This is a genomic window from Halobacillus alkaliphilus, from assembly GCF_900113125.1.
In the GTDB taxonomy this organism is placed as follows: domain Bacteria; phylum Bacillota; class Bacilli; order Bacillales; family Halobacillaceae; genus Halobacillus; species Halobacillus alkaliphilus.
In genome coordinates this window covers 31206-52695 of the sequence record NZ_FOOG01000014.1, presented here as the reverse complement: position 1 = coordinate 52695, position 21490 = coordinate 31206, and the positions used below count along the sequence as shown (strand labels likewise).

Below are 21490 nucleotides of genomic sequence, written 5' to 3'. Positions count from 1 at the left end.
CCTGTTATTTTGCGCTAAGCTCCATAAAGTCATTTAGATCTTTCATACAAAGATCCAGAGCTTGTTCCCAGAATTCAGGCTTCTCTAAATCTACCCCCAGATGCTTTGCCGCTAAATCTTCTGTCGTCATACGACCGGTATCCTGCAAAAGGGCAATGTAGTCATTTTCAAAATTACTGTCCGAGTTGAGAGCTTTTGCGTAAATACCCATGCTGAACAAATAACCAAACGTATAAGGGAAATTATAGAATGGTACATCTGTAATATGGAAATGAAGTTTGGAAGCCCAAAAGGTTGGATCGTACTCATCCAGCGCATCTTCATAGGCTTCCTTCTGTGCCTCAACCATAAGTTCGTTTATTCGTTCAGCTGAAACCACTCCCTTTTTACGTTCTTCATAAAATCGGGTTTCGAACAAGAAACGAGCGTGGATATTCATAAAGAAAGCAATACTTCTCTGAACTTTATCTTCAAGCAGCGTCAATTTTTCGGTGTCGTTCGCCGCATGCTTAACAGCTGCATCAGAAACAATCATCTCCGCAAATGTTGAAGCCGTCTCAGCCACGTTCATAGCGTATCCTTGATTCAGGGCAGGCAGATCATCCATTACGTGCTGATGATAGGCGTGTCCCAGCTCATGGGCCAGAGTGGCAACATTAGATGGTGTACCGGAATAGGTCATAAAGATCCTTGTCTGTTCGCTGTCAGGAAAGCTGGTACAAAAGCCTCCTGGTCTTTTGCCCGAACGATCTTCTGCTTCGATCCAGCGCCTTTCAAAAGCCATTTCTGCAAAATCTGCCATCTTAGGACTGAACGAACGGAATTGCTGAGTAATAAACTCAGCTCCTTGTTGAAAACTCATTGTCTGTTCCGTGGAGCCTACAGGGGCTTCCACATCGTAGAAACTCAAACGCTCTAAGCCAAGCATATGCGCCTTTCTTTTTAAATAAGGAAGGTAATGTTTTTTGTATTTGGTGATCGTCTCCCACATCGTGTTCAAGGTTTTTTCACTCATTCGATTGTACTCAAGCGGTTCTTTCAACACCCGTTCCCAGCCTCGATATTTATAGGTTTGAAGTCTGAAACCTGACAGATGATTCAATGTCTCACTGAATAGATCCGTCTGTGCTTTCCAAGTTTTCTGCAGCTTATCAAAAACTTCCTTACGAACGGCGCGGTCTGATGAGTCGAGCAAGTTTGAGGCCTGTCCTACGGAAAGCGTCTTGCCTTCATGAGTAATATCTAATTTCCCGACAATGGCATCATACATTTGTCCCCATGCGTGGTATCCATCAATTCCCAAATCATTTATCAATGATTCCTGGCGCAGTTCCAACTTATCCTTGGCAGCCCTCCTTCGCTCATCAAGGATAAATTCCAGTTGACGAAATGGAGCATTTTTCAGCAAAGATTTCCAAACGTCCTCATCCGTCTGAACTAATTTTTGATCAAATTCTGTGAGCAGATTCCCAAACGCAGCACTTAGCTCATTCTGTCTGGATTGCCATGCTCCCGCCTTTTTATCATTAACATCTTGAGCATTCAAGCAGCTGATAAATGCTCCGATTTCTCCCAGTCGTTTCGTTACCAGCTGAATTTGATCTACAATTTCAGAGAGTTCTTTTGTCTGGTCGGTATTTTTGGGCGATGTGAATGAATGTACAAGGCTTTCAAGCTTGCTGATTTCCTGTTCGGTTTGCTGAACATAACTATGAAGCTGTTCAGATTCACTGCCTCCTTCAAAAATTGTTTCTAAATCCCATGTTTTATGGAGAGTATTCATAACGTTCCCCTTTCTTTTATGTAAACATATTCACCTATCTTATTGTATCAGAATTTTCACACACAAGATAAAGTGAACAACTCATAAAACGATAGATTGATTTTTCAAGAATATTTTGGTATTTTCAATTAAAAGATGTCTTAGCCAGAAAGGTCGATTTAATGCGATACCGAAGAAATGAAACATTGCGATATACCTTCGAGGAGCCTCTCTCCGCTGGCTTTAAACTAATCAAGGTAGACAAGAACCCCGTCAATTCTTCCATGGGCGCAGGCAGTGTCATAGATATTAGTCCTGGAGGTATGAGACTAGCTACGGATGTACATATACCCACTAGCAAAACCGTCCACTTGTTTGTCGCCACCTCGCTGGCCGGTCACGATCTTTCTTTTACAGCAGAAGTCATATGGATGAAGCCGTCTCGCGGCCAATATCATTACGGCCTTGATTTTATCGGCGATCATCAAGAAGAAGTCTTCCAGGCCTTAAAGAAACATAATCAAATAAAAGACAAAAAAACTCCGAAGGAATAAAAATCACTCCGGAGTTTTTTGTACTTATTTTTCTAAATGATGGATCTGCGCTTCAACAGCTTTAACAAGTCGATGGTCATTGTCCAACTCAGCGATTTCCTGGAAAGCATTTATTCTTCCTTTTTCTGCGATAAGTTTCTGCAGTTCAACCGCTTCCTGATCCTGATCATTCTCGTAGAATAAAGCAGCTGCGATAACTTCTGCAAGACGCACCGGATCTTTCTTCATATAGTCCAGATAAGAAACTGCCGGCTGCACAAGACGGTCATTCGGTCCGAGTTTTCGAATTGGTGCCCGTCCGACACGAGTGACTTCATCTGATAAGTCCGGGTTCTCAAAACGGCTGAGAATCGTTTCAATATATTCGTGATGCACTTCCACATCGAATTTATACTTTTCGATCAGCACCTCTCCTGATTCCTGAAGTGCTCCTCGGATTTTTTCTTTAATAGCCGGGTCGTCCATAACTTGCTTAATCGTCTCGTGACCATGGAATTTCCCTAAATAGGCAGCCACTGCATGGCCCGTATTCACTGTGAAAAGCTTACGCTCGATGTAAGGAGTCAAATCATCAACATAGGTAATCCCCTTGATCTCCGGCCGATTTCCTTTAATAGCGGTAGTCTGTACTACCCACTCAAAATAAGGCTCCACTTTTACTGTTAAAAGATCTTCCTGATGCTGATCCGGTACAATTCGGTCCACAGCTGAATTCGGAAAGCCGATATTCTCATTGATCCAGTCTTTTTGATCAGCATCTGCCTGCTCAAGAACATGTTTTTTCAAAATTTCACTGCCGCCTACCATATTTTCACAGGCGATCACGTTCCCTTTATTTTCTTTATGAATGAGACCTTTGGCTAAGACAGGGGCAATCGCGGACAAAATGTTAGGTCCGACAGCTGTAGTAATAATTTCAGCTTCCTGGACCGCTTTAATGACCGCCGGCTCATCGTTGATGCTGTTGAGCCCTGATACATTGCTGACCTCAATCGAACGATCTGTGCCGGCAAGATCAACTTGATAGGACCTTTTCTGGTTTAGTTCATCAATTAACTCCCCATTTACATCTACAAAAATGGTTTCATATCCTGCCTGAGATAACAGCGCGCCAATGAATCCTCTTCCGATATTTCCTGCTCCAAAGTGAACGGCTTTCATTATTAATTCACCTCGTTAAAGATGCTGATAATTTCTTCTTTGGATTGAGCATTTAAAATCGTATCGATGTTCTCTTCTTCTGAACATACAATGGCAATTTGAGAAAGGATTTGAAGGTGTTCGTCTCCTTTACCAGCAATTCCAATGAGCAATTTCACGATATTCCCGTCACCAAAATCAACGCCATCTGGAACGGTAACGACAGCAAGACCGGTTTCTTTCACTGATTTCTTCGCATCTTCCGTACCATGAGGGATAGCTACGTAATTCCCCATAAAGGTCGAAGTCACTTCTTCTCTTTCCAGCATTTTATCAATGTACATTTCTTCTACATAGCCACCGTTATGAAGCAAACCTCCCACATAACGGATAGCTTCTTCTTTGGAACTGAACTGTGCATTCAGTTCGATCGTATTGGACGTTAAGATATTATCAGACATATTCATTCTCCTCTTTAAATTATTAAGATATTTTTTTCTTAAAAAACTGATGAAGCTGATTAGAAACATAATTTTTAATTTGGTCTTCTTCTTCTTTTTCGAGCACCCTCACCATTTCAGGCCCCTCAATCAGCAGAGAGCTCAAGAAGCTGACCACCTCAAGCCCCTCTTTACTTATATCCTGTGGGGCGAGCATAAGTATAAACACGGACGACGTCATCATTTCGCCATCCATTCCCGTAACCTCCAAGGGTTCGTTAAGCTTAATAATGGTGAAGGTAGGCTCACTTACAGCCGGATGCCTTGTATGATACAAGGTAATAGTGGTCTCTGGAATCCCGAGTCCTCCCACAGTTTCCCTGTTCACTAAAGCTTCCGAAATGGATTCCGCTTCTGTGAGCATGTTCTCTTCCTCTAAGGATAAACACGCGTCATGAAGAATTTCTTTTTTGGATGTACTGAAGTGGCTAAGTACATACAGACCGTTTAACAACTGTCCTACGGTTGCAGCATAACGCTGAATTCCGCTTACAGAATCTTGTATAGTCTGCAGAGTCTCATCTTCTTGTGCCACGTTTTCTTTGAACGTCTTGATACTATCCATAATCTTCAGTTTTCGTATTCGGTGTTCCAGCAGCTGAATATCCGCATTTGGAAGCATTGGGTTCACGAGTACATAATCCTCCATACTATCCAGCGGAATTGTAGATACGACTAAATCATAATCGTCTTTAGCCAGTTGATCTAAGTCGAACAGCGACTGATGGTCAACTTCTTCAATCTCCAGGAACTGCTTCTTAAGCTTAGCAGCTAAAATTTTGGCGGTACCTATACCGCTTGAACAGACCACTAACGCTTTAAAGCCGCGTGAATCTTCCATATTTAGCAAAGCACTGGCAAAGTGCATCACCAGAAATGCCGTTTCCTCTTTGGGAAAAGTAATGTTTGGAAAAACAAATTCCGTTGCTCTCTCAAGCGTTAAAAATAATTCTGGATAGTCCTGCTCAATTTGCTCCCTCAGCGGATTTTTAATATCCATTCCCTGATGGATCCGGTATAAACTTGGCTTCAAATGGATCACCAGATCATTTAATAACTGATCAGATTTGTGAAGATTCTGCTGTAAGGCGTTCGATACAAATTCAATTAGCTGTTTTGCTTTAAAAGCAACACTCAGACTACTATCTTCCAGAATGTAATCTTGATTGTACCGGACTTTTGCCCCCATTAAATGCATGGTAATGTAGCCGGTTTCCGCTTTTGGAATCGATAACTCGAAGATTTCTTCTAACTTGCTTATCAGTTTGCCAGCAATATCAAATTCTTTGGCTGCCTGTAGACGATCTAAATATTCGTCTTCCATCTGTATAAATTCCCCTTGCTGCAGCCGTTCAATTGCTAAGGCCAAATGAATGACTAATCCAATATAAGCACTATCAGCCAAATGATAAGGCAGCTCCTCCCGAATGGAATTCACTGTTTGTTCAATGGTACTGATGTTTTGACGATCAACGAGACCAAGCAAATGATCGGAGACGGCATCCAGCGAAGGTGCAGCAGGAGATTGGATGTTTTCCCGCAGCAGTTTAAGAAAATCATGCTCATTCATATGCTGCATAATGATATATTGGATAGCTTCACGGATGTTGCCTTCTTCTCCCTGAACTTCCACTCCGTAGCCACGCTTACGGATTAGCTGGAGTTGAAATTTAACAAGAATTTCTTCAATCTTATCCAGATCATTACTGATAGTGGCCACGGTGACACCAAGTTCGTTTGATAAAGTCATGAGTTTAACCGGATCCTGGGATTCAAGCAGCCAGGAAAGAATGAGCACATGACGCTCTTCAGGTGTGTAGTCTACGGAGTTTTGTTCATAAATTGACATTCTTAAATCCTGGCGTCTTTCCTCTTCACCAAGAATGGCTATTCCTTTACCGGTTTTCTTTTCTAAAGACAGCCCGTGACTTTCCAGAACGTCTTCTACGCCTTTCAAATCTCGATGAATCGTTCGTGCACTCACATCCAGAGATTCAGCCATGTCTTTAATGGTTAGATCTTGAGGAGTCTCAAGCAGCATTTCAATCAGTCTTCGTTCTCGAGCTGAGACATACATCCTTCCACTCCTCTCTGTCCGTCAGCCATAGGAAAAGGTAATCGGACAGAAAAGAGCCTGGTCCCACAGACTCTTTTCTACTTTTCATTATTTCTGCAACTCTTCTACTAACTCATCGTACTTCGGACTGTTTAAGAAATTATCGACGGACACATGATGAGCACCTGGAACTTTTTGTTTCGCTCGCTCTGTTAGGTCTTTATGAGTAATAACGATATCTACATCCTGCGGCAGATCATTAATCGCCATGTTCGTCACGTTAATATCGATTCCTGCTTTCTTGAATTTGTTTTTCAAGAGGGATGCGCCCATAGCACTGGATCCCATTCCGGCATCGCAGGCGAAAATGATTTTGTCCACGTTAGAAGCATCTACATCAGGTACTTTTGCTGTACCGCTCGTTCCTTCTTCTTCAACAGTAGATTTGTTTTGCAGTTCTTCCACAAGCTCATCGTATTTCGGACTATTCAGGAAGTTCTCGACGGAAATATGGTGAGCATTCGGAACTTTCTGCTTCGCACGTTCCGTTAAGTCTTTATGAGTAATGACAACATCTACATCCTGTGGCAGGTCGTTAATTGCCATATTCGTTACTTCAATATCAAGGTCCGCTTTTTTGAACTTATTTTTTAATAAGGATGACCCCATGGCACTGGATCCCATTCCGGCATCGCAGGCGAAAATGATTTTATCTACTTTGGAGTAATCAAGCTTAGGAACTTCGTCTGTATTACGGTTTTCCGTGGAAGTTTCTCCAGATTGTTTACCTGAGAGCTGACCAGATACACTGCTCTTCTTCCCTTTCATGCCTTCCATCTTAGAAGTTGCTTCTTCAATATCTCCCTCATCTTCATCTCTGCTCGCTTTTAAAATAATTGAAGATACGATAAATGAAACAGTAGCAGCTACAGCTACACCAGCAGCCACTCCAAGATAATTACCTCTTGGGGTCATACCCATAATAGCTATAATACTTCCTGGTGAAGCTGCGGCGGTCAGTCCAGCATTGAAGAAAGCAAAGGTTGCTGTACCTGAAACACCACCGGCAATCGCTCCTAATATGACAAGTGGCTTCGATAGAATATATGGGAAGTAAATCTCATGAATTCCCCCAAGGAATTGGATAATCGCTGCACCTGGCGCTGTTTGTTTAGAGACTCCTTTTCCAAAGAACATAAAGGCGAGTAATACGCCAAGACCAGGACCAGGATTTGCTTCAAGTAAGAACAGAATCGACTTTCCTGTTTCTAGAGATTGTTCTGTACCAAGCGGTGTTAAAATTCCATGGTTAATGGCGTTGTTAAGGAACACCACTTTGGCAGGTTCGATGAATAAGTTGGCTAGCGGCAATAAACCAGCTGAGATTAAGAAATCTACTCCTATGCCTAGCAGTTCAGTGATACCTGAGAAGAGCGGACTTAATGTATAGTAGGCTAGTACGGCTAGTAACGCGCCCAAGATACCTGCTGAGAAGTTATTAACGAGCATTTCAAAGCCTTGACGAACTTTACCTTCAAAGAATTCGTCTACTTTTTTCATGAAATAACCAGCAATCGGACCCGCAACCATGGCCCCAAGGAACATTGGTGTATCAGGTGATCCCACAATAACACCCATGGTAGCCGTCGCAGCAACAACTCCTCCGCGTAAACCATGAACCAAGCGTCCACCTGTAAAAGCAATTAATAATGGCAATAGATAGTTGATCATCGGACCAACCATAGCGGCTAAATCTTCATTCGGGAACCAGCCGTCCGGAATAAATAATGCGGTAATAAGTCCCCAGGCAATAAAGGCAGCAATATTCGGCATAATCATACTGCTTAAAAAGCTGCCGAACTTCTGGACTCTTGCTCTCATTCCCGCTTTCTCTTGTTGTTCACTCATTTTATTTCCTCCTCCGTCTCTCAACGCTTTTTTTCTCTTTGTCTGTAACTTTATTTTAAAGCGGTTACATAGCTATATACAATATAATCTAAACGCATGTTTGTCAGATTCATTGTTGACAAGATTAAATAAAGAGCATATTTCAGTCATTTTTTATCTGGACCATTACCTTACATAGGTATAGTTATGCCCAGCAGATTTTTCGTTTATGTTCTGATTACTAGCCGGTCTGGAACTATAAACCTGGTGATTGGTGGTATAAAGTCGGCTACCTGTAATGCGAACTCTGATAACCTGCTTGCAATGTCTGTTGTTCGCACTTCTTATCTTTCCTCTTTATAATAGGAACCATCACGATTACCACAGAGGAGGACCTCTCTTGTTCGAACATCATAAAGGCTTTCAAAAAATGCTTAAGAAAGACAAACTTTCATTCGGTGTCAATGTCCCGCTTGAAAATTACGATAAAGAATCACCTCAAATGATTCATCAAATAGAAAGAGCTCAGCTTGCTGAGAAAATGGGCTTTCAAAGCTTATGGTTTCAGGATGTACTACTGGAAGACCCTACTTTTGAAGATCCAGCTACCGGACAAATTTTCGACAGTTTAATATATCTTACTTATCTGGCCTCTCATACCTCGTCTATTCATTTAGGAACAGCGGCTCTTGTCACATCTCTGCGACATCCGCTTCGTACGGCTAAAGAAGCTGCCAGTATTGAGCGGCTTTTTCCTGAACGGCTCATGCTTGGTATTTCTTCTGGCGACCGAAGGAAAGATTTTGAAGGTCTTGGAATTGATATTATGAAACGAGGCGAGCTGTTTCGTGAAAGCTTTCATTATTTCAATGAGGTTATTGCTGAGGAATTCCCTGAGGTGGAATCAGAATTCGGAAAGCTGCACAAGTCGAACTTGGTGCCTAAGCCCACAAACAAAATTCCTATTTTTATGACAGGCTATTGCCAGCAACCCCTGGACTGGGTTGCTGAGCACGGAGATGGGTGGATGTTCTATCCACAGCGTCCTGATAAACAGCAAGAGACCATTTCTGCTTACAGGGAAAAAGTGAAAGAATACCATGGTTCTGGTGCTTTTCGTCCCTTTTTCATGCCACTTCCCCTGGAATTAATGGACGATCCTGATTACCCGCTCGAGAAAATACCTGCAGGCTATCGAACAGGAAGAAAACGTGCTGTCGAACTGCTTGAAGAATATAGAAAGGCGGGAGTTAATCACATCATGTTTGGCCTTTCCAAAAATGAGCGCCCCGTTCCTGAGATCCTGCAAGAACTGGGAGAATATGTACTCCCCCACTTCCATACCTCAGCAGAATAATTATGTTAAAATATCCCACCTCAGGTCATCCATAATCTGGATGACCTGAGGTGGGTAAAACTGGGATAATGTTAGGAGAATGATAAATGAGTAAACCTGAAGTTATGCTTCTCGGTACATTTCATATGGCAATGGAGCCTCAAACCGTCAATGAGCAACAGGATCATATCCACACGGTCGTCGAAGCTTTTAAGAAATATAACCCGACTAAAATTGCTGTTGAGAAGTCCTTTCTTATTGAAGAAGAATTAGATCGTAAATATCAGAAATTCCAATCCGGTGAATTGAAACCCACCTACGATGAAGTCGAACAAATTGCTTTCAGACTGGCTCATCAGCTGGAGCATCCTCGGGTACACCCCGTGGATGAAATCGTAGATATGAATACACCTTCTTTAAATCAAGTATTTGAATGGGCTAAGGAACATCAGCATGAATTATTCCAAGAGATTCTTGTTGTACAGTCGAAGTTAAAGGAGATGGAAAACGACGAAGATCTGCTGCATTCCCTGTCTTATATTAATCGACCTGATTATATCCAGGAACTGCAAAGAGTGTACATGAAACTTGCAAAAGTGGGAGACCGGCAGCATCAGGTCGGGGTTCAATGGTTGAAACAATGGCACCATCGCGATCTAGCCATCTCCGCCAATATTGCCCGGATGGCCGGTCCCCATGATCGAATCTTGGTTTTAATTGGAGGCGATCACCTTCACCTGCTTAATCAGTTCTTAAGCGACAGTGGAGACTTTATCATCCAGTCACCTCTCCCCTATTTGCCAAAATAAAATCACACAAAATATCCCACCTCAGGTCATCCAGATATTGGATGACCTGAGGTGGGAATTAATTACATAAACTTATGGTTTTTCATTAGGATCTTTTTCTTCTTCTTGGAGGAAGTCTTCTTCTTCATGGAACTCCTGACTGGTTTGTCCGGTTATATAGTCAAAAGGAGTGTAAGAATGGGAGGTATCAATCGACTCTTTCTTAACAAACAACTTATAAGCTACGAGGATAATCAATATACATACAGCTGCCCCGACGATTAATATTCCGAAAGCATTTAATATCATAGGAGCCCTCCTTTTGATCTATTTTAACATGAAAAACCCCCGCGCTATGCACGGAGGCTTTCCTCGATTATTTGTCATCTTCATCTTTATTTTTCTCTTCAAGTACTTCAAGAGCTGATCTTCTGCGCTTCTTACCTTTCTTCTTCCAGCGTTCGATATGAATCGTAGAGGACTGATAATCATCAGAAGCCCGAATATCTTCGTTTGAGGCTCTCATAAAGGACCAGGCTAATAAAACCATTATGAAAATCAGTGGGAATCCTCCAACGATACTTGCCGTCTGGAGTGTATCCAATCCTCCCAGGAACATGAGTGCAAGCGGCATTAGACATAGAGCGAACGCCCAAAACAGTCGGTTCCAGCGCATCGGCTCACCTTCTACACTCTTTTGAACAACAGAAGCAAGGATGTAGGAGGAAGAATCGAAAGTCGTCGCGAGAAATATAATAGCGAGCACCGTAAAGGCAAGAACCATAAATTTAGCAAGCGGCAGTTGATTAATAATAGCAATAATCGTTGCCGGAGCTCCATTCTGATCCATAAAACCAACTACATCAAACGATCCGGTCAACTGCATGTATAAACCGAAGTTACCCATGATCCCAAAGAACAGGATACAACCGATTGTTCCGTAGATCATGGTTCCAAGAACCATTTGACGAATGGTTCTCCCTCTTGAAATTCGGGCAACGAACAGCCCTACGAACGGGGCATAAACAAGCCACCAGGCCCAATAGAAAATGGTCCAGGATTCAGGGAAATTGGTCTCACCAAATGGACCTATACCTGCAAAAGGCTCCATCCATGTAGCCATTTTAAAGAAATTATCTGCAAGTATTCCAAGCCCGTTCACTGTCGTTTCACTAATAAAACGTGTAGGTCCAAAGATGAAAATAAATGCAAGAATAAACAAAGCTAACCAAAGGTTAATATCACTTAAAACTTTAATACCTCTTTTAAGTCCTGAATACGAACTAATTGCAAAAATCAAGGTACATAACAGCATGATGAAAGCTTTCAAGCCAAGATTCGCCGGGATACCTGTTAAACTATTAACACCTTCAGCGATCATAGGTGTACCAAGCGCAAGCGTTGTCCCTGCACCCCCCAGCAGTCCAAACATAAACAGAACATCAATTACCGTTCCAAGAGGTCCGTCTACTGAGTTTCCTAATACGGGACGAACAGCTTCGCTTACTTTAAGTACCGGCTTTTTCCTTACATAATAGAAATAAGCAATTGGTAACGCAGGCAGCGTATAAATTGCCCATGCAATAGGACCCCAGTGAAAGATTCCATAAGCGGATGCCCATTGAATGGCCTCTTGAGATTCAGGAGTTACCCCAAACGGAGGGCCCTGATAATAGTAAGCCCATTCGATAACCGCCCAGTATAGAATACTCGAACCAATCCCGGCAGCAAATAACATGGCAGCCCAGGAAAACGTATTAAATTCAGGCTTTTCTCCTTCATCACCTAGTTTAATCGAACCATTTTTACTAAACGCTACAAATAATAGAAAAGCAAAAACCACAAAGCCCATGATCATATAAAGAACGCCGAAATTACCTGTCATAAAACTGTTGGCGTCCGCCACAAAAGCTTTTCCGGCATCCGGAAACAGAATTAGTGGAAGCGTAACCGCTACCAGTAAAATTAAAGCACCTATAAATGTAGGCCAATCGATCAATCTCGTCTTCATTTCGAAGCATCCTTTCTGACTAATCTACTAGTTGTTAGTTTGTTCCTAAGTAAGCCATTCATTCTGTTTTGAAAATAGAGGGTTAAAAGAGGGGGAGAGATACAGACAAGCTTAAGCGTAACAAGTGAATACACATATGCCAAATTCATAAAACAATACTTGAGGCTAAATTTCACAAAAACCTACCGTCTGGCAAATTTAATCCATGGAAGTTGACTTTTTCCTTCTATTCTTGGACGATTGAAACGAGATGCTTGAAATTAGGGGAGTTTGTTCATGAATTTTGCACATGGAAAAATCTTAAAAGCCTGCTTATACACTAGTTTTATCCTTTTTTACTTAACATCTCTTTTTATGGATAATAATTACATTCCCTATTTATTAGGTTACACCGCGCTAATTATTATTCCGGTTTCTTTCAAAGGAGCGAGCCGAACCTTCCAAATCATCTCTGCTATTTTTATTTCTGCAGGGTTTATGATCTTCAGCTTCTCTGGAGAAAACTGGCTCTCTCTCCCCTTACATTTTACTTCTACCGCGTTGCTTCTCAGTCTTTTATATTTCCTGCCATTTATTAATAACCTGATGATAGTGGGCAAGTATGACGAAGAACTGCAGAATCTTCTGCAGCTAAGAACAAAACATCTAGGTCAGCTATATTACCGAAGTTCTTTAATTTCTTACATTCTCTGCCTCTTCGTATTTTTTTCAGCAATCACTATCGTGCAGGGAGTTGTTAAAAAATCAGCACAGAAAATCAGCGAATCACGTCTTGATCCATTTTCCAGCCAATCCATCCTCCGCGCCTTTGCACTAGCCAACGTATGGAGTCCTATAGAAATTTTCATTGCCCTTACCGTTACGATTACAGGAGTAGCTTACTTTGATTTGCTTCCCTGGGCTTTGCTCTTTTCTATCTCATTACTGTTGATCGACTGGTTTATTGGATGGTTCACTTATAGAAAAGAGTCCTATGAAGCACCGGAGTCCTCTTCAGAGATATCTGTCAGACAATTAGTAGGGAAAATCAGCTACTTACTCGGAATGCTGTTTTTGTTCATTTTTCTTGCTTTTGGAGTGCAGAAGCTTTTAAATGTTACATATTTTAATGCCGTTATTCTATTCATTCTGCCTTTCACTCTGTTATGGGCGCTTACTATAAAACAACTAAAAGAATTTATGAGCTATAACAAAAAAACCTGGGTTCCCCAGGTCAACGGCTTACAGAATTTAATGCTTTTGTTTATTTCACTTGGTTTCTTCAGTGAGATGTTTGAACAGACAACAATGATAAATGTGATTCAAACGCCCTTATTGCAGTTATCTTCCTTGCCTTTACTGTTGTTCATAGCTATTCAACTGGTTTCCCTGCTCTTCTCATTAATCGGCATCCATCCCTTAGTAACCATTAGCCTAATGGGAACCTTAATTCAGCCCTTATTGAACGAGTTAAATCCTTTAAGTCTTGCTATTGTACTGTTAACATCTACCCTCGCCAGTGACGCTGCAGGTACATTTAATACAACTGTCACCATCATGAGCCAGTTAACAGGCAGGAATCCTTACCGCATAACGAAATGGAACATTGGTTTTGCTATATGGTTTGGAACCGCAGGAACTATGCTCGGCTGGCTGCTTCTATAAAAATAAGGAGGGGTACTATGTTCAAGGAGAAAAAAGAACGGGGAGATTGGGTTAATCCTCTTTATCTCCCTCTTTTCACAGCCATTCCCATCGATTCATGGCTCATAATAAAAAAAGGATCCTACGCAAGCGTAGAACTATCCATGTATATCATAGCTATTTTATTTCTAATTTATTCAGGGGCTGTTGAAACCAATCAGGAGGAAGTTAAGCACCGAGTTTTCGGATATATTTATCTTGTCTCGGCGCTTGTTTTTGGAGCTGTCGGTCTTATGATTTGGCTTGGCAATACTTAATTAAATAAAGAAAAGCCATGGGAGTATCATCGGGATCGTAATAATAATAGTAACAATCAGCCACGCACTTGGATTTTCGCTCGTTAATTGTTTCCGATAAGACATTCCCCACGCTAAAAGTAACAAAATGGACATGATGATACTGCGAAGATGAAAGTCCCCATCTTTATTGTTTACAAAGATGTAGACGCCTCCCTCAATGAGAATCAGAATTCCAACCAGTATGTTAAAGATATGAGTAAATATTCTGCTCATTTTATGCACTCCTCGTTGTTGTCTTAATCATTTTAACCTCTTCAAGTATATTACATTCTTTTTATTTCTTTGACTATCATAAACGTTTTATGAGTTTTCATTAGATAATTTCTTTTAAATTAAGATTTTCGTCTTGATTCACAGTAAAACTGACGATTCTTTAAGGCTTAGCTTCTGGTCCTGCACGACGTGGAAAGAGTTGCCCCGAAAGACATGACCAGCATGAGCCGACTATCAAAAGGATTGCGGTTTTTAGCCCCATTGATGAGCGGCTTATTGCCCGTATGTCTCCGTGATTGAACAAGACAAGATTTCTTGAAGGAATCATTATCTCCTTAACAAAAACTAGCCAGCCTGGAAAAAACGGCTGACTAGTATTCATTGAATAATTTCTCAAGTGGCTGAGTAATTTCGTAAATTGCACCTTTCTCCTTCAAAATTTTCCAATGATCTGCGTAAAAGTAAACCTCTAGTAAGGTGTGCTTATTACTTGAAAGCTTTAAGGCTCCTTCGACATCTTCTGACAGTTCAGCATCCTCTTCCTGTGGAGATTCTTTTAACGTTCTTAATAAGGTTTTAATCTCCTTTTCTGTATCAATCGTAACAGTCTGTCTTCCATCCTCTAAATTATAATAAGTCAGAGTCAACGGGCGTTCATATTCATTCCAATCATGAGGTGTAACTGCATCTTGGCTGAATTTTATCGGATTAAAGAAATACCTTTGATCTATGTAAACTAGAGACAAAATTATCGTAAATAGAAGACCCGTTATTATGATTATTTTCTTTGCCATTCGCTCACCTCGTTTATTATTCTAACAATATTAGTAATATCTTTCCAATTCATTAAGCACTTTTTTTAACTATTCACATTATGTTAATATAATATTTAACTATCTAGTATAAATTGTGTCTCTGTATTAATATACGATTATAAGTTGGTAATAGTTTCATTTATATTCAAAAAATGTTTATCTTCTTTTATGTATGGTTATGTTTTACTGGGAGATATATTGAAAGGAGAGACTCATGAACAAAAGTATAGATCGCATTTTACTAAAAGAGGATGGTTATTATCCAAATCACCCTTACTTGCCAGCGTTAGTATATCGCCAGGCAGTGGATATGCCAACAAAGGAAGCTGAAAGATTATTCAAAAAAAACCGGTGGTCCAACACATGGGTTGGCGGAATATTTGACTACCACCATTACCATAGCCGAACTCACGAAATTCTAGGTGTAATCGAAGGAGCAGCCCGTTTGAGGCTAGGCGGGCCGCACGGACAAACCGTGGAAGTTAAAAAAGGAGATTTAATTATTCTTCCAGCCGGCGTGGCTCATAAAAATGAGTGGTCCACTGATGACTTCCAAGTTCTTGCTGGCTACCCATTTGGAGAATCATTTGACTTAAAAACAGGAGATAAAAAGGAATACGAAGAAGCCCTCTCTCAAATTCCTGATGCGCCAGCTCCTGCAGCAGATCCTCTCTTGGGGGAAAATGGACCATTAATGGAATTATGGAACCGGTCATAAAATATAAAATCCGCTTTAAGATAAATTCTTAAAGCGGATTATTATTAGAAATTATAGCTTTTTATAGAAACCAGTAGCTTTTCCGACAAAACCAAATCCCTCATATATCTTATGGGTTATTTCACGTTCTTTACGGTTACCACTGTTTAATTGAATCGTTTTAGCACCTTTAACCTCTGACCAGTGCTCCGCCTCTCTCATTAGTAATCTTCCCACTCCTTCTCCTTGATGTTCTCTATCTACTACAAATGCAATGACTCGAACATGGGGGCTGTCGGTATGATAGGCATAGCTGAAACTCATCCCAATCATGCCGATCACCCCTTCATTAGAGTCATATACAAAGGTTTTAAAATCCTCATGAGGCAAAATCACTTCTAAGCGCTGCCTCATCTCGTTTTCTGTGGTTGGATAACCTAATGTTTTCATAAGTTCTGCTAAATTATTAGAATCTTCTATAACAGCTTCTCTAATCATTGACTTATTCTCCTATCCACTTCCAAAAAAAAGACCCATTGAAGAGTTTTCTCAGCAACAGGTCTTGTCTTTCAGTTATAATCTCAGATAAGATACCAATCAGGCAGCCTATCTGGAAGCATTTTCTTTTTTACGAAGCTCTACGCGACGGATCTTTCCAGACGTCGTTTTAGGAAGTTCCTCGGTGAACTCTATTTTTCTTGGATATTTGTAAGGCGCTGTGGTGTTCTTAACATGGTCTTGTAATTCTTTTACTAGACTGTCAGTCGGCTCATAGTTGTTCTGAAGTACAATAAAAGCTTTAACAACATTACCACGAACCTCGTCAGGGCTTGAAACTACAGCACACTCCTGCACCGCTTTGTGCTTCACGAGAGCATCTTCTACTTCAAAAGGTCCAATGGTGTAGCCAGAACTGATAATAATATCATCACTGCGGCCTTCAAACCAAAAATAACCATCTTCATCTTTTCTCGCCTGATCCCCTGTTACATAATAATGGCCACGATGAGACATTTTTGTGCGTTCCGGATCCTTATAATACTCTTTGAACAAAGCAGGGGTATCCAGGTGCACAGCGATATCTCCAACTTCTCCCGTTTCAACAGGTTCAGCAAGTTCATCAATAATTTCAACTTGATTCCCTGGTGTAGGACGTCCCATGGAGCCGGGACGGACCTCCATGTCTTTCAAAATTCCTACTAGAAGAGTATTCTCTGTTTGTCCATAACCATCACGAACGGTTACGTTGAAATGATTCTTAAATGTATCAATAACTTCCCTATTTAAAGGTTCACCTGCAGAAACAGCGCTGTGCAGGCCAGCAAGCTGATAATCATCAAGATTATCTACTTTAGCCATCAGACGGTATTCAGTTGGTGTACAGCATAAAACGTTAACATTATGCTCATCCATAAGGCTTAAATAGGTTTTCGGATTGAATTTTCCTTGATACACAAGCCCTCTTGCACCCGTGCCCAGCACGGATAAAAACGGGCTCCAAACCCACTTCTGCCAACCCGGACCAGCTGTCGCCCATACTGTATCACCATCTTGAATAGCAAGCCACTTATAAGCAGCAGTCTTCAAATGAGCGTAACCCCATCCATGGGTATGAACCACTCCTTTTGGATTGCCTGTCGTTCCAGAAGTGTACGATAAAAAGGCCATATCATCGCTAGCTGTGTCAGCTGTTTCAAGAGTAGAACTGTAATCCTCTAATAATCCGTCAAAGTCAAACCAGCCTTCTTTCGAACCTCCTACTGAAAATTTAAGGAGTTGATCACTTTCTTTTACTTCATCCAAATGTTCTGTAAAGGGATGGTAACTGATAACCGCACGTACATCCCCGTGAGTAATCCGGTACTGAAGGTCTTTCGCACGCAGCATTTCTGAACTTGGAATAATAACTAATCCAGCTTTTAAAGCAGCGATATATACTTGATACGCTTCAATCAATCGAGGAATCATGACAAGGATTTTATCTCCCTTTTGCAAACCATGGTCCAGAAAAGCATTTCCCATCTTATTTGCCTGATGCAGCAGCTGTTCATATGTAACTTCTTTTCGGCCCCCGGCTTCACTCAGCCACAATAGAGCCTTGCGATCAGGATCTTCCGCAAACTTTTCCATCTCTGAAACTACGTTATATCTTTCAGGGGCAATTAATTCTTCACGATCCACTTCATATTCCTCCTCTACAATAATGAGCGTCTGTTCATTTTTTACAGCAAACTAATTATATCAAATATTCTTAATTATTCAATCAATTTAATTTTACCCAGGGCAAATCTATTGAGCCGAGTAAATTGACAGAAAATAATCCCTTCATGTATGATTAACCGTAACAAGTTCGTTCGTGAGGAGTGAAATCTTATAATGGAAAGAAAAACTGGAACCATGATAAGCCCATTACCGCTCTTACTTATCAGTCTTTCCATGATGATTATTCTGTTATTTTTCTGCTTTTCTTATCTAACAGGCAGCTATAACTACACCATAGCCTCACTTATCGCTGTGAGTTTTATAAATGCCTCTGCTTTATTAGGCTTCACACGTATTAAAAAACCTTATAAAAAAGCCTTCAGATTAAAATAGCTTCTGAAGGCTTTTTCACGTTCTGATTTAATTAAGCAAGACGTTTGAAGTTCTCTCCCAATATTTCATTCATGGAATGAACCGTAATAAATGCTCGCTCATCTACAGACGACATAAATTTTTTCAAACGAGTGTAATCTTTTCGGTTTAAGATTGTCGTAATTACTTCCTTATCTTCCTGATTAAATGCACCTTTCGCGTGGTGAATCGTTGCCCCGCGTCCCAGCTGCTTAACGATGAAATTACGAACAAGATCACTTTCCCGGCTGATAATAACAATTTCTTTATTATTATCAAATTGCTGTAGTGTATAGTCAATTACTAGACCATTCAGAATAACTCCAAAGAAAGCATACATACCGACTGTTGGACCAAATATAAAGATGGAAGATGCGGCAATTGCTATGTCAGAGAAAAGCACGCCTTTGCCCACTTCAATAGAAAAGTATTTATTAAGAATCATTGCAATGATATCTGTTCCGCCTGTAGAGGCTCCTTGATGAAAAACAATGGCCATTCCAGATGCGGCAATAATTTGACCAATAATTAGTTGAATCAGCAAGTCATTGCTCAATGCTTCCTGCATTGGAACATAGGTTTCCAGTCCCCAAACCATGAAAGATAGAGCAAAGCTAGCATAGATGGTTTTCGCTCCAAATTGAAAACCTAAGAAGATAAAACCAACAATAAACAAAACGATATTTAAGCAGATCATTATCATTCCTAAAGATAAATCAGGGATGACTTTATTCATTACGATTGATAAACCACTAACTCCCCCGGTCGCTAGATCATTTGGGGAAAGGAAAAAGTGAACATTAATCGCTACGCATAAAGCACCTATATTCATCATTAGAAAGGACCATAATTTTTTTAGCATCAGTAAGCCTCCTTTATTTAAAATGTTGAAAAATATTGTCGAACGAATGAATAGTACAATCGGGATTATAGAGCCCTTTTTTGCGTTTGTAAACAGCTTTGATTGTAAAAAAATATTTTATTTTATGTAAGCGATTGAAGCTGAAAAATTCACAATTTTAGCTTTTTATATCTAAGTCAAATTTCCTGGATTCTATTTACAATTAAGAGATTCAACCCGATATATATATATAAAGAAGATAAGACATCCACAAAATAAACCACCGCATAAATATGCAGTGGTCAATTCTTATCCGCGATTATTTTATTTAGGTAATCTAACGGTCACCGTCGTTCCTTCTCCTTTTTTACTTTCATATGACATCGTGCCATTCAGATCAGATACGATTTTCTTAGTAACCATAACACCTAGCCCTGTTCCTTTTTCTTTGGTAGTGAAGAATGGCTCCCCGATTTTCGCCAGTTCGTGAGGGGTTAAGCCAGGACCTTCATCACTAACGGAAATCGTTAGTTCGTGACTCGACATTTCCGCATCGATCACTACTTTCCCGCCATCCATCACATCAATTCCGTTTTTTATTAAATTGATGAGGATTTGATTCAGACGCTTTGGTTCTGTATCGATTTCTTCATCTAAGCCTTTATGTTGAAATACAAGCTTTACACCTTTATCCTTCGCTTCCTGTTCCAGTAAACGAATGACGTAAGAAACAATATGTTCTGGAGCTACTTGTTCTAATTGGATAGATGATTTTGGTTTGGACAACATCATGAAATCCTGCACAATTGCTTCAATCCGGTTCACTTCATCCAGAATTATATCTTGATAATTATCCCTTAATTCTGGATTAGCTGCTCCAATTTGCAGGAATCCTTTTATTGCCGTCAAAGGATTTTTAATCTCATGGGCAATTCCAGCCGACATTTGAGTAATAGTAGAAAGCTGCTGGGATTTTTCTTTCAACTGCTCCATTTCTTTAAACTCAGTTACGTCCTCATGAATTCCTATCACGTAATCGGTTCCATTATTTTCTACCGGAAAACCTCTTGTCCGTATCCATCTTTCTTCTCCATTACTACTTTTCACCCGATATTCTACTTGATCCTTTTGCGTTCGCATCAGCTTTATAGATTCTTTGACTTTTGGATGATCCGCCTCATTAATCACACGTAGAATAATGGACGGGTTCGTAAAGGCTTCGCGGCGGGAAATTCCAAATAAATTTTGGAAAGAAGGACTGATATAATGGATTTCATTAAACTGAGGGTCACAAATCCAAAAGACATCTTTAATATTGTTAGCAAGCAGTGCAAAACGTTCCTCTGAATCTTTTAAGGCTTGAAGCTGTTTTTTATATTGGGTGATATCCTGCGCAAATACCGTTATTCCAAGTTCCGTAGGGTGAACCGTCATCAGTACGGTCGTATTAGTCTTTTGAATGAAACCTTCGAATTCACACGTCTCCTGGGTTTCCATTGCCCTTAAATAATACTGAAAAAAATTATAATATTCATTGATAGGATAAACATCCCATAACTTACGATTACAATTTTGTTCAAAAGAAATGCCAGTGATTTGTTCCATCTTATGATTGGCGTAGGTGATCTTCCAGTTATGGCTGATAATGGCTAATCCGTGAGGAAACTTGTCTACCAGATGGGTCATTCGATGTTTCAACTGTGAATTCTTAGAAGTTGAATAAAGAATGCTATGTTTTTCCGGTTTTTCAGCTATTGTGCCTTTAAAAGGCCTCTCAGGGTACAATTGTTCCTCTTCTTTGGCCCCACGAACAGAATCTTCAGGATTAAGCTTCTCAGTTCTAACTCTCTCCCTTAAAGAAAACGCAATCTGACCGTTAGTTAAATGTACCATTTTACAATCCCATGGTCGAAAGGTGTTCCCGTTGTTCACCTGCAGGGATATGTCACGTAATCCTTCTGTTAATAACTGGTGTAAAACACGCTGCAAAGTATTTTGACTGGATGAAGGGAAGGATTGAAGCCACTCGGTGTATGATAACTCAACATCTTCCAGCTCAAGTGTCCTTTGCATCTCAGGATTGAGTATAACCTTATGAAGACGCAGATCCAGCAAACAGCCAGGTGTGCCATTCATACTCAGGACATCCAGAATTTCATTACTATGGACTTGGTCAGAATACCTTTCTCTTATCACCAATATTAAGACCTCTTTTCCTTTACCGTTCAAGATTTTCCAATACGTGTATTATTATAACGCATCAAAGGAAAATTTTGAATATTTTCAAACAATTAT

19 protein-coding genes are annotated in these 21490 nt (G+C 40.4%); 6 read left to right on the top strand and 13 right to left on the bottom strand.

The window, feature by feature from the left end; translation table 11 throughout:
• Window positions 1-4: 4 nt before the first annotated feature.
• Window positions 5-1783 (bottom strand): M3 family oligoendopeptidase, encoded by a 1779-nt coding sequence (locus BMZ06_RS09790; protein ID WP_089751861.1) that lies wholly within the window; start codon window positions 1781-1783, stop codon window positions 5-7.
• A 161-nt stretch (window positions 1784-1944) separates the two neighbouring features.
• On the opposite strand from BMZ06_RS09790, the gene BMZ06_RS09785 reads away from it, so the two are divergent.
• Window positions 1945-2316, top strand: coding sequence for a PilZ domain-containing protein (locus BMZ06_RS09785; protein ID WP_089751860.1), 372 nt, complete (start codon window positions 1945-1947; stop codon window positions 2314-2316).
• Between the two features lie 24 nt (window positions 2317-2340).
• Here BMZ06_RS09785 and BMZ06_RS09780 read toward each other — a convergent pair whose 3' ends face one another.
• The 4 genes from BMZ06_RS09780 to BMZ06_RS09765 all read right to left on the bottom strand — a co-directional run bounded on the left by BMZ06_RS09780 (window position 2341) and on the right by BMZ06_RS09765 (window position 7920).
• Window positions 2341-3477 carry a mannitol-1-phosphate 5-dehydrogenase gene (locus tag BMZ06_RS09780; RefSeq protein ID WP_089751859.1) on the bottom strand — a complete coding sequence of 379 codons (1137 nt, stop codon included), beginning with the start codon at window positions 3475-3477 and terminating at the stop codon, window positions 2341-2343.
• Between the two features lie 2 nt (window positions 3478-3479).
• Window positions 3480-3917 carry a PTS mannitol transporter subunit IIA gene (locus BMZ06_RS09775; RefSeq protein WP_089751858.1) on the bottom strand — a complete coding sequence of 146 codons (438 nt, stop codon included), beginning with the start codon at window positions 3915-3917 and terminating at the stop codon, window positions 3480-3482.
• Between the two features lie 22 nt (window positions 3918-3939).
• Window positions 3940-6033 (bottom strand): BglG family transcription antiterminator, encoded by a 2094-nt coding sequence (locus tag BMZ06_RS09770; protein ID WP_089751857.1) that lies wholly within the window; start codon window positions 6031-6033, stop codon window positions 3940-3942.
• Between the two features lie 87 nt (window positions 6034-6120).
• The gene (locus BMZ06_RS09765; protein WP_089751856.1) at window positions 6121-7920 is read right to left on the bottom strand and encodes a PTS mannitol transporter subunit IIBC; all 1800 of its coding nucleotides are present in this window, start codon (window positions 7918-7920) and stop codon (window positions 6121-6123) included.
• A gap of 409 nt (window positions 7921-8329) precedes the next feature.
• Between BMZ06_RS09765 and BMZ06_RS09760 the strand changes: the two genes are divergently transcribed.
• Both BMZ06_RS09760 and BMZ06_RS09755 read left to right on the top strand, forming a co-directional pair.
• Window positions 8330-9256: a TIGR03571 family LLM class oxidoreductase gene (locus BMZ06_RS09760; RefSeq protein ID WP_139205817.1), complete on the top strand. Its 927-nt coding sequence runs from the start codon at window positions 8330-8332 to the stop codon at window positions 9254-9256.
• A gap of 86 nt (window positions 9257-9342) precedes the next feature.
• Window positions 9343-10044 carry a DUF5694 domain-containing protein gene (locus BMZ06_RS09755; protein ID WP_089751854.1) on the top strand — a complete coding sequence of 234 codons (702 nt, stop codon included), beginning with the start codon at window positions 9343-9345 and terminating at the stop codon, window positions 10042-10044.
• Between the two features lie 72 nt (window positions 10045-10116).
• Here BMZ06_RS09755 and BMZ06_RS09750 read toward each other — a convergent pair whose 3' ends face one another.
• Together BMZ06_RS09750 and BMZ06_RS09745 are read right to left on the bottom strand one after the other, a co-directional pair.
• Window positions 10117-10332 (bottom strand): DUF3951 domain-containing protein, encoded by a 216-nt coding sequence (locus BMZ06_RS09750; RefSeq protein WP_089751853.1) that lies wholly within the window; start codon window positions 10330-10332, stop codon window positions 10117-10119.
• 67 nt (window positions 10333-10399) lie between these two features.
• Entirely contained in the window at window positions 10400-12034 is a 1635-nt protein-coding gene (locus BMZ06_RS09745; RefSeq protein WP_089751852.1) for a BCCT family transporter, read from the bottom strand.
• A 276-nt stretch (window positions 12035-12310) separates the two neighbouring features.
• Here BMZ06_RS09745 and BMZ06_RS09740 point away from each other — a divergent pair, with 276 nt between their 5' ends.
• Entirely contained in the window at window positions 12311-13678 is a 1368-nt protein-coding gene (locus BMZ06_RS09740) for a hypothetical protein (protein ID WP_089751851.1), read from the top strand.
• A 17-nt stretch (window positions 13679-13695) separates the two neighbouring features.
• Window positions 13696-13974, top strand: a complete 279-nt coding sequence (locus BMZ06_RS09735) for a hypothetical protein (protein WP_175477853.1) — start codon at window positions 13696-13698, stop codon at window positions 13972-13974.
• Here the strand turns inward: BMZ06_RS09735 and BMZ06_RS09730 are convergent, their stop codons facing one another.
• On the bottom strand, window positions 13975-14229 hold the full coding sequence (locus BMZ06_RS09730; protein WP_089751849.1) for a hypothetical protein: 255 nt from the start codon (window positions 14227-14229) through the stop codon (window positions 13975-13977). It lies immediately after the preceding gene.
• Window positions 14230-14600: 371 nt separating this feature from the next.
• Entirely contained in the window at window positions 14601-15023 is a 423-nt protein-coding gene (locus BMZ06_RS09725) for a hypothetical protein (RefSeq protein WP_089751848.1), read from the bottom strand.
• Between the two features lie 235 nt (window positions 15024-15258).
• Here BMZ06_RS09725 and BMZ06_RS09720 point away from each other — a divergent pair, with 235 nt between their 5' ends.
• Window positions 15259-15762, top strand: a complete 504-nt coding sequence (locus BMZ06_RS09720) for a cupin domain-containing protein (RefSeq protein ID WP_089751847.1) — start codon at window positions 15259-15261, stop codon at window positions 15760-15762.
• Window positions 15763-15813: 51 nt separating this feature from the next.
• Here BMZ06_RS09720 and BMZ06_RS09715 read toward each other — a convergent pair whose 3' ends face one another.
• From BMZ06_RS09715 to BMZ06_RS09695, 4 genes are all read right to left on the bottom strand, one after another.
• Window positions 15814-16239 (bottom strand): GNAT family N-acetyltransferase, encoded by a 426-nt coding sequence (locus BMZ06_RS09715; RefSeq protein WP_089751846.1) that lies wholly within the window; start codon window positions 16237-16239, stop codon window positions 15814-15816.
• 108 nt (window positions 16240-16347) lie between these two features.
• On the bottom strand, window positions 16348-17922 hold the full coding sequence (gene mbcS / locus BMZ06_RS09710; protein ID WP_089751845.1) for an acyl-CoA synthetase MbcS: 1575 nt from the start codon (window positions 17920-17922) through the stop codon (window positions 16348-16350).
• 445 nt (window positions 17923-18367) lie between these two features.
• The gene (locus tag BMZ06_RS09700) at window positions 18368-19216 is read right to left on the bottom strand and encodes a YitT family protein (protein ID WP_089751843.1); all 849 of its coding nucleotides are present in this window, start codon (window positions 19214-19216) and stop codon (window positions 18368-18370) included.
• 303 nt (window positions 19217-19519) lie between these two features.
• Entirely contained in the window at window positions 19520-21391 is a 1872-nt protein-coding gene (locus tag BMZ06_RS09695; protein ID WP_089751881.1) for a PAS domain-containing sensor histidine kinase, read from the bottom strand.
• Window positions 21392-21490 lie beyond the last annotated feature (99 nt).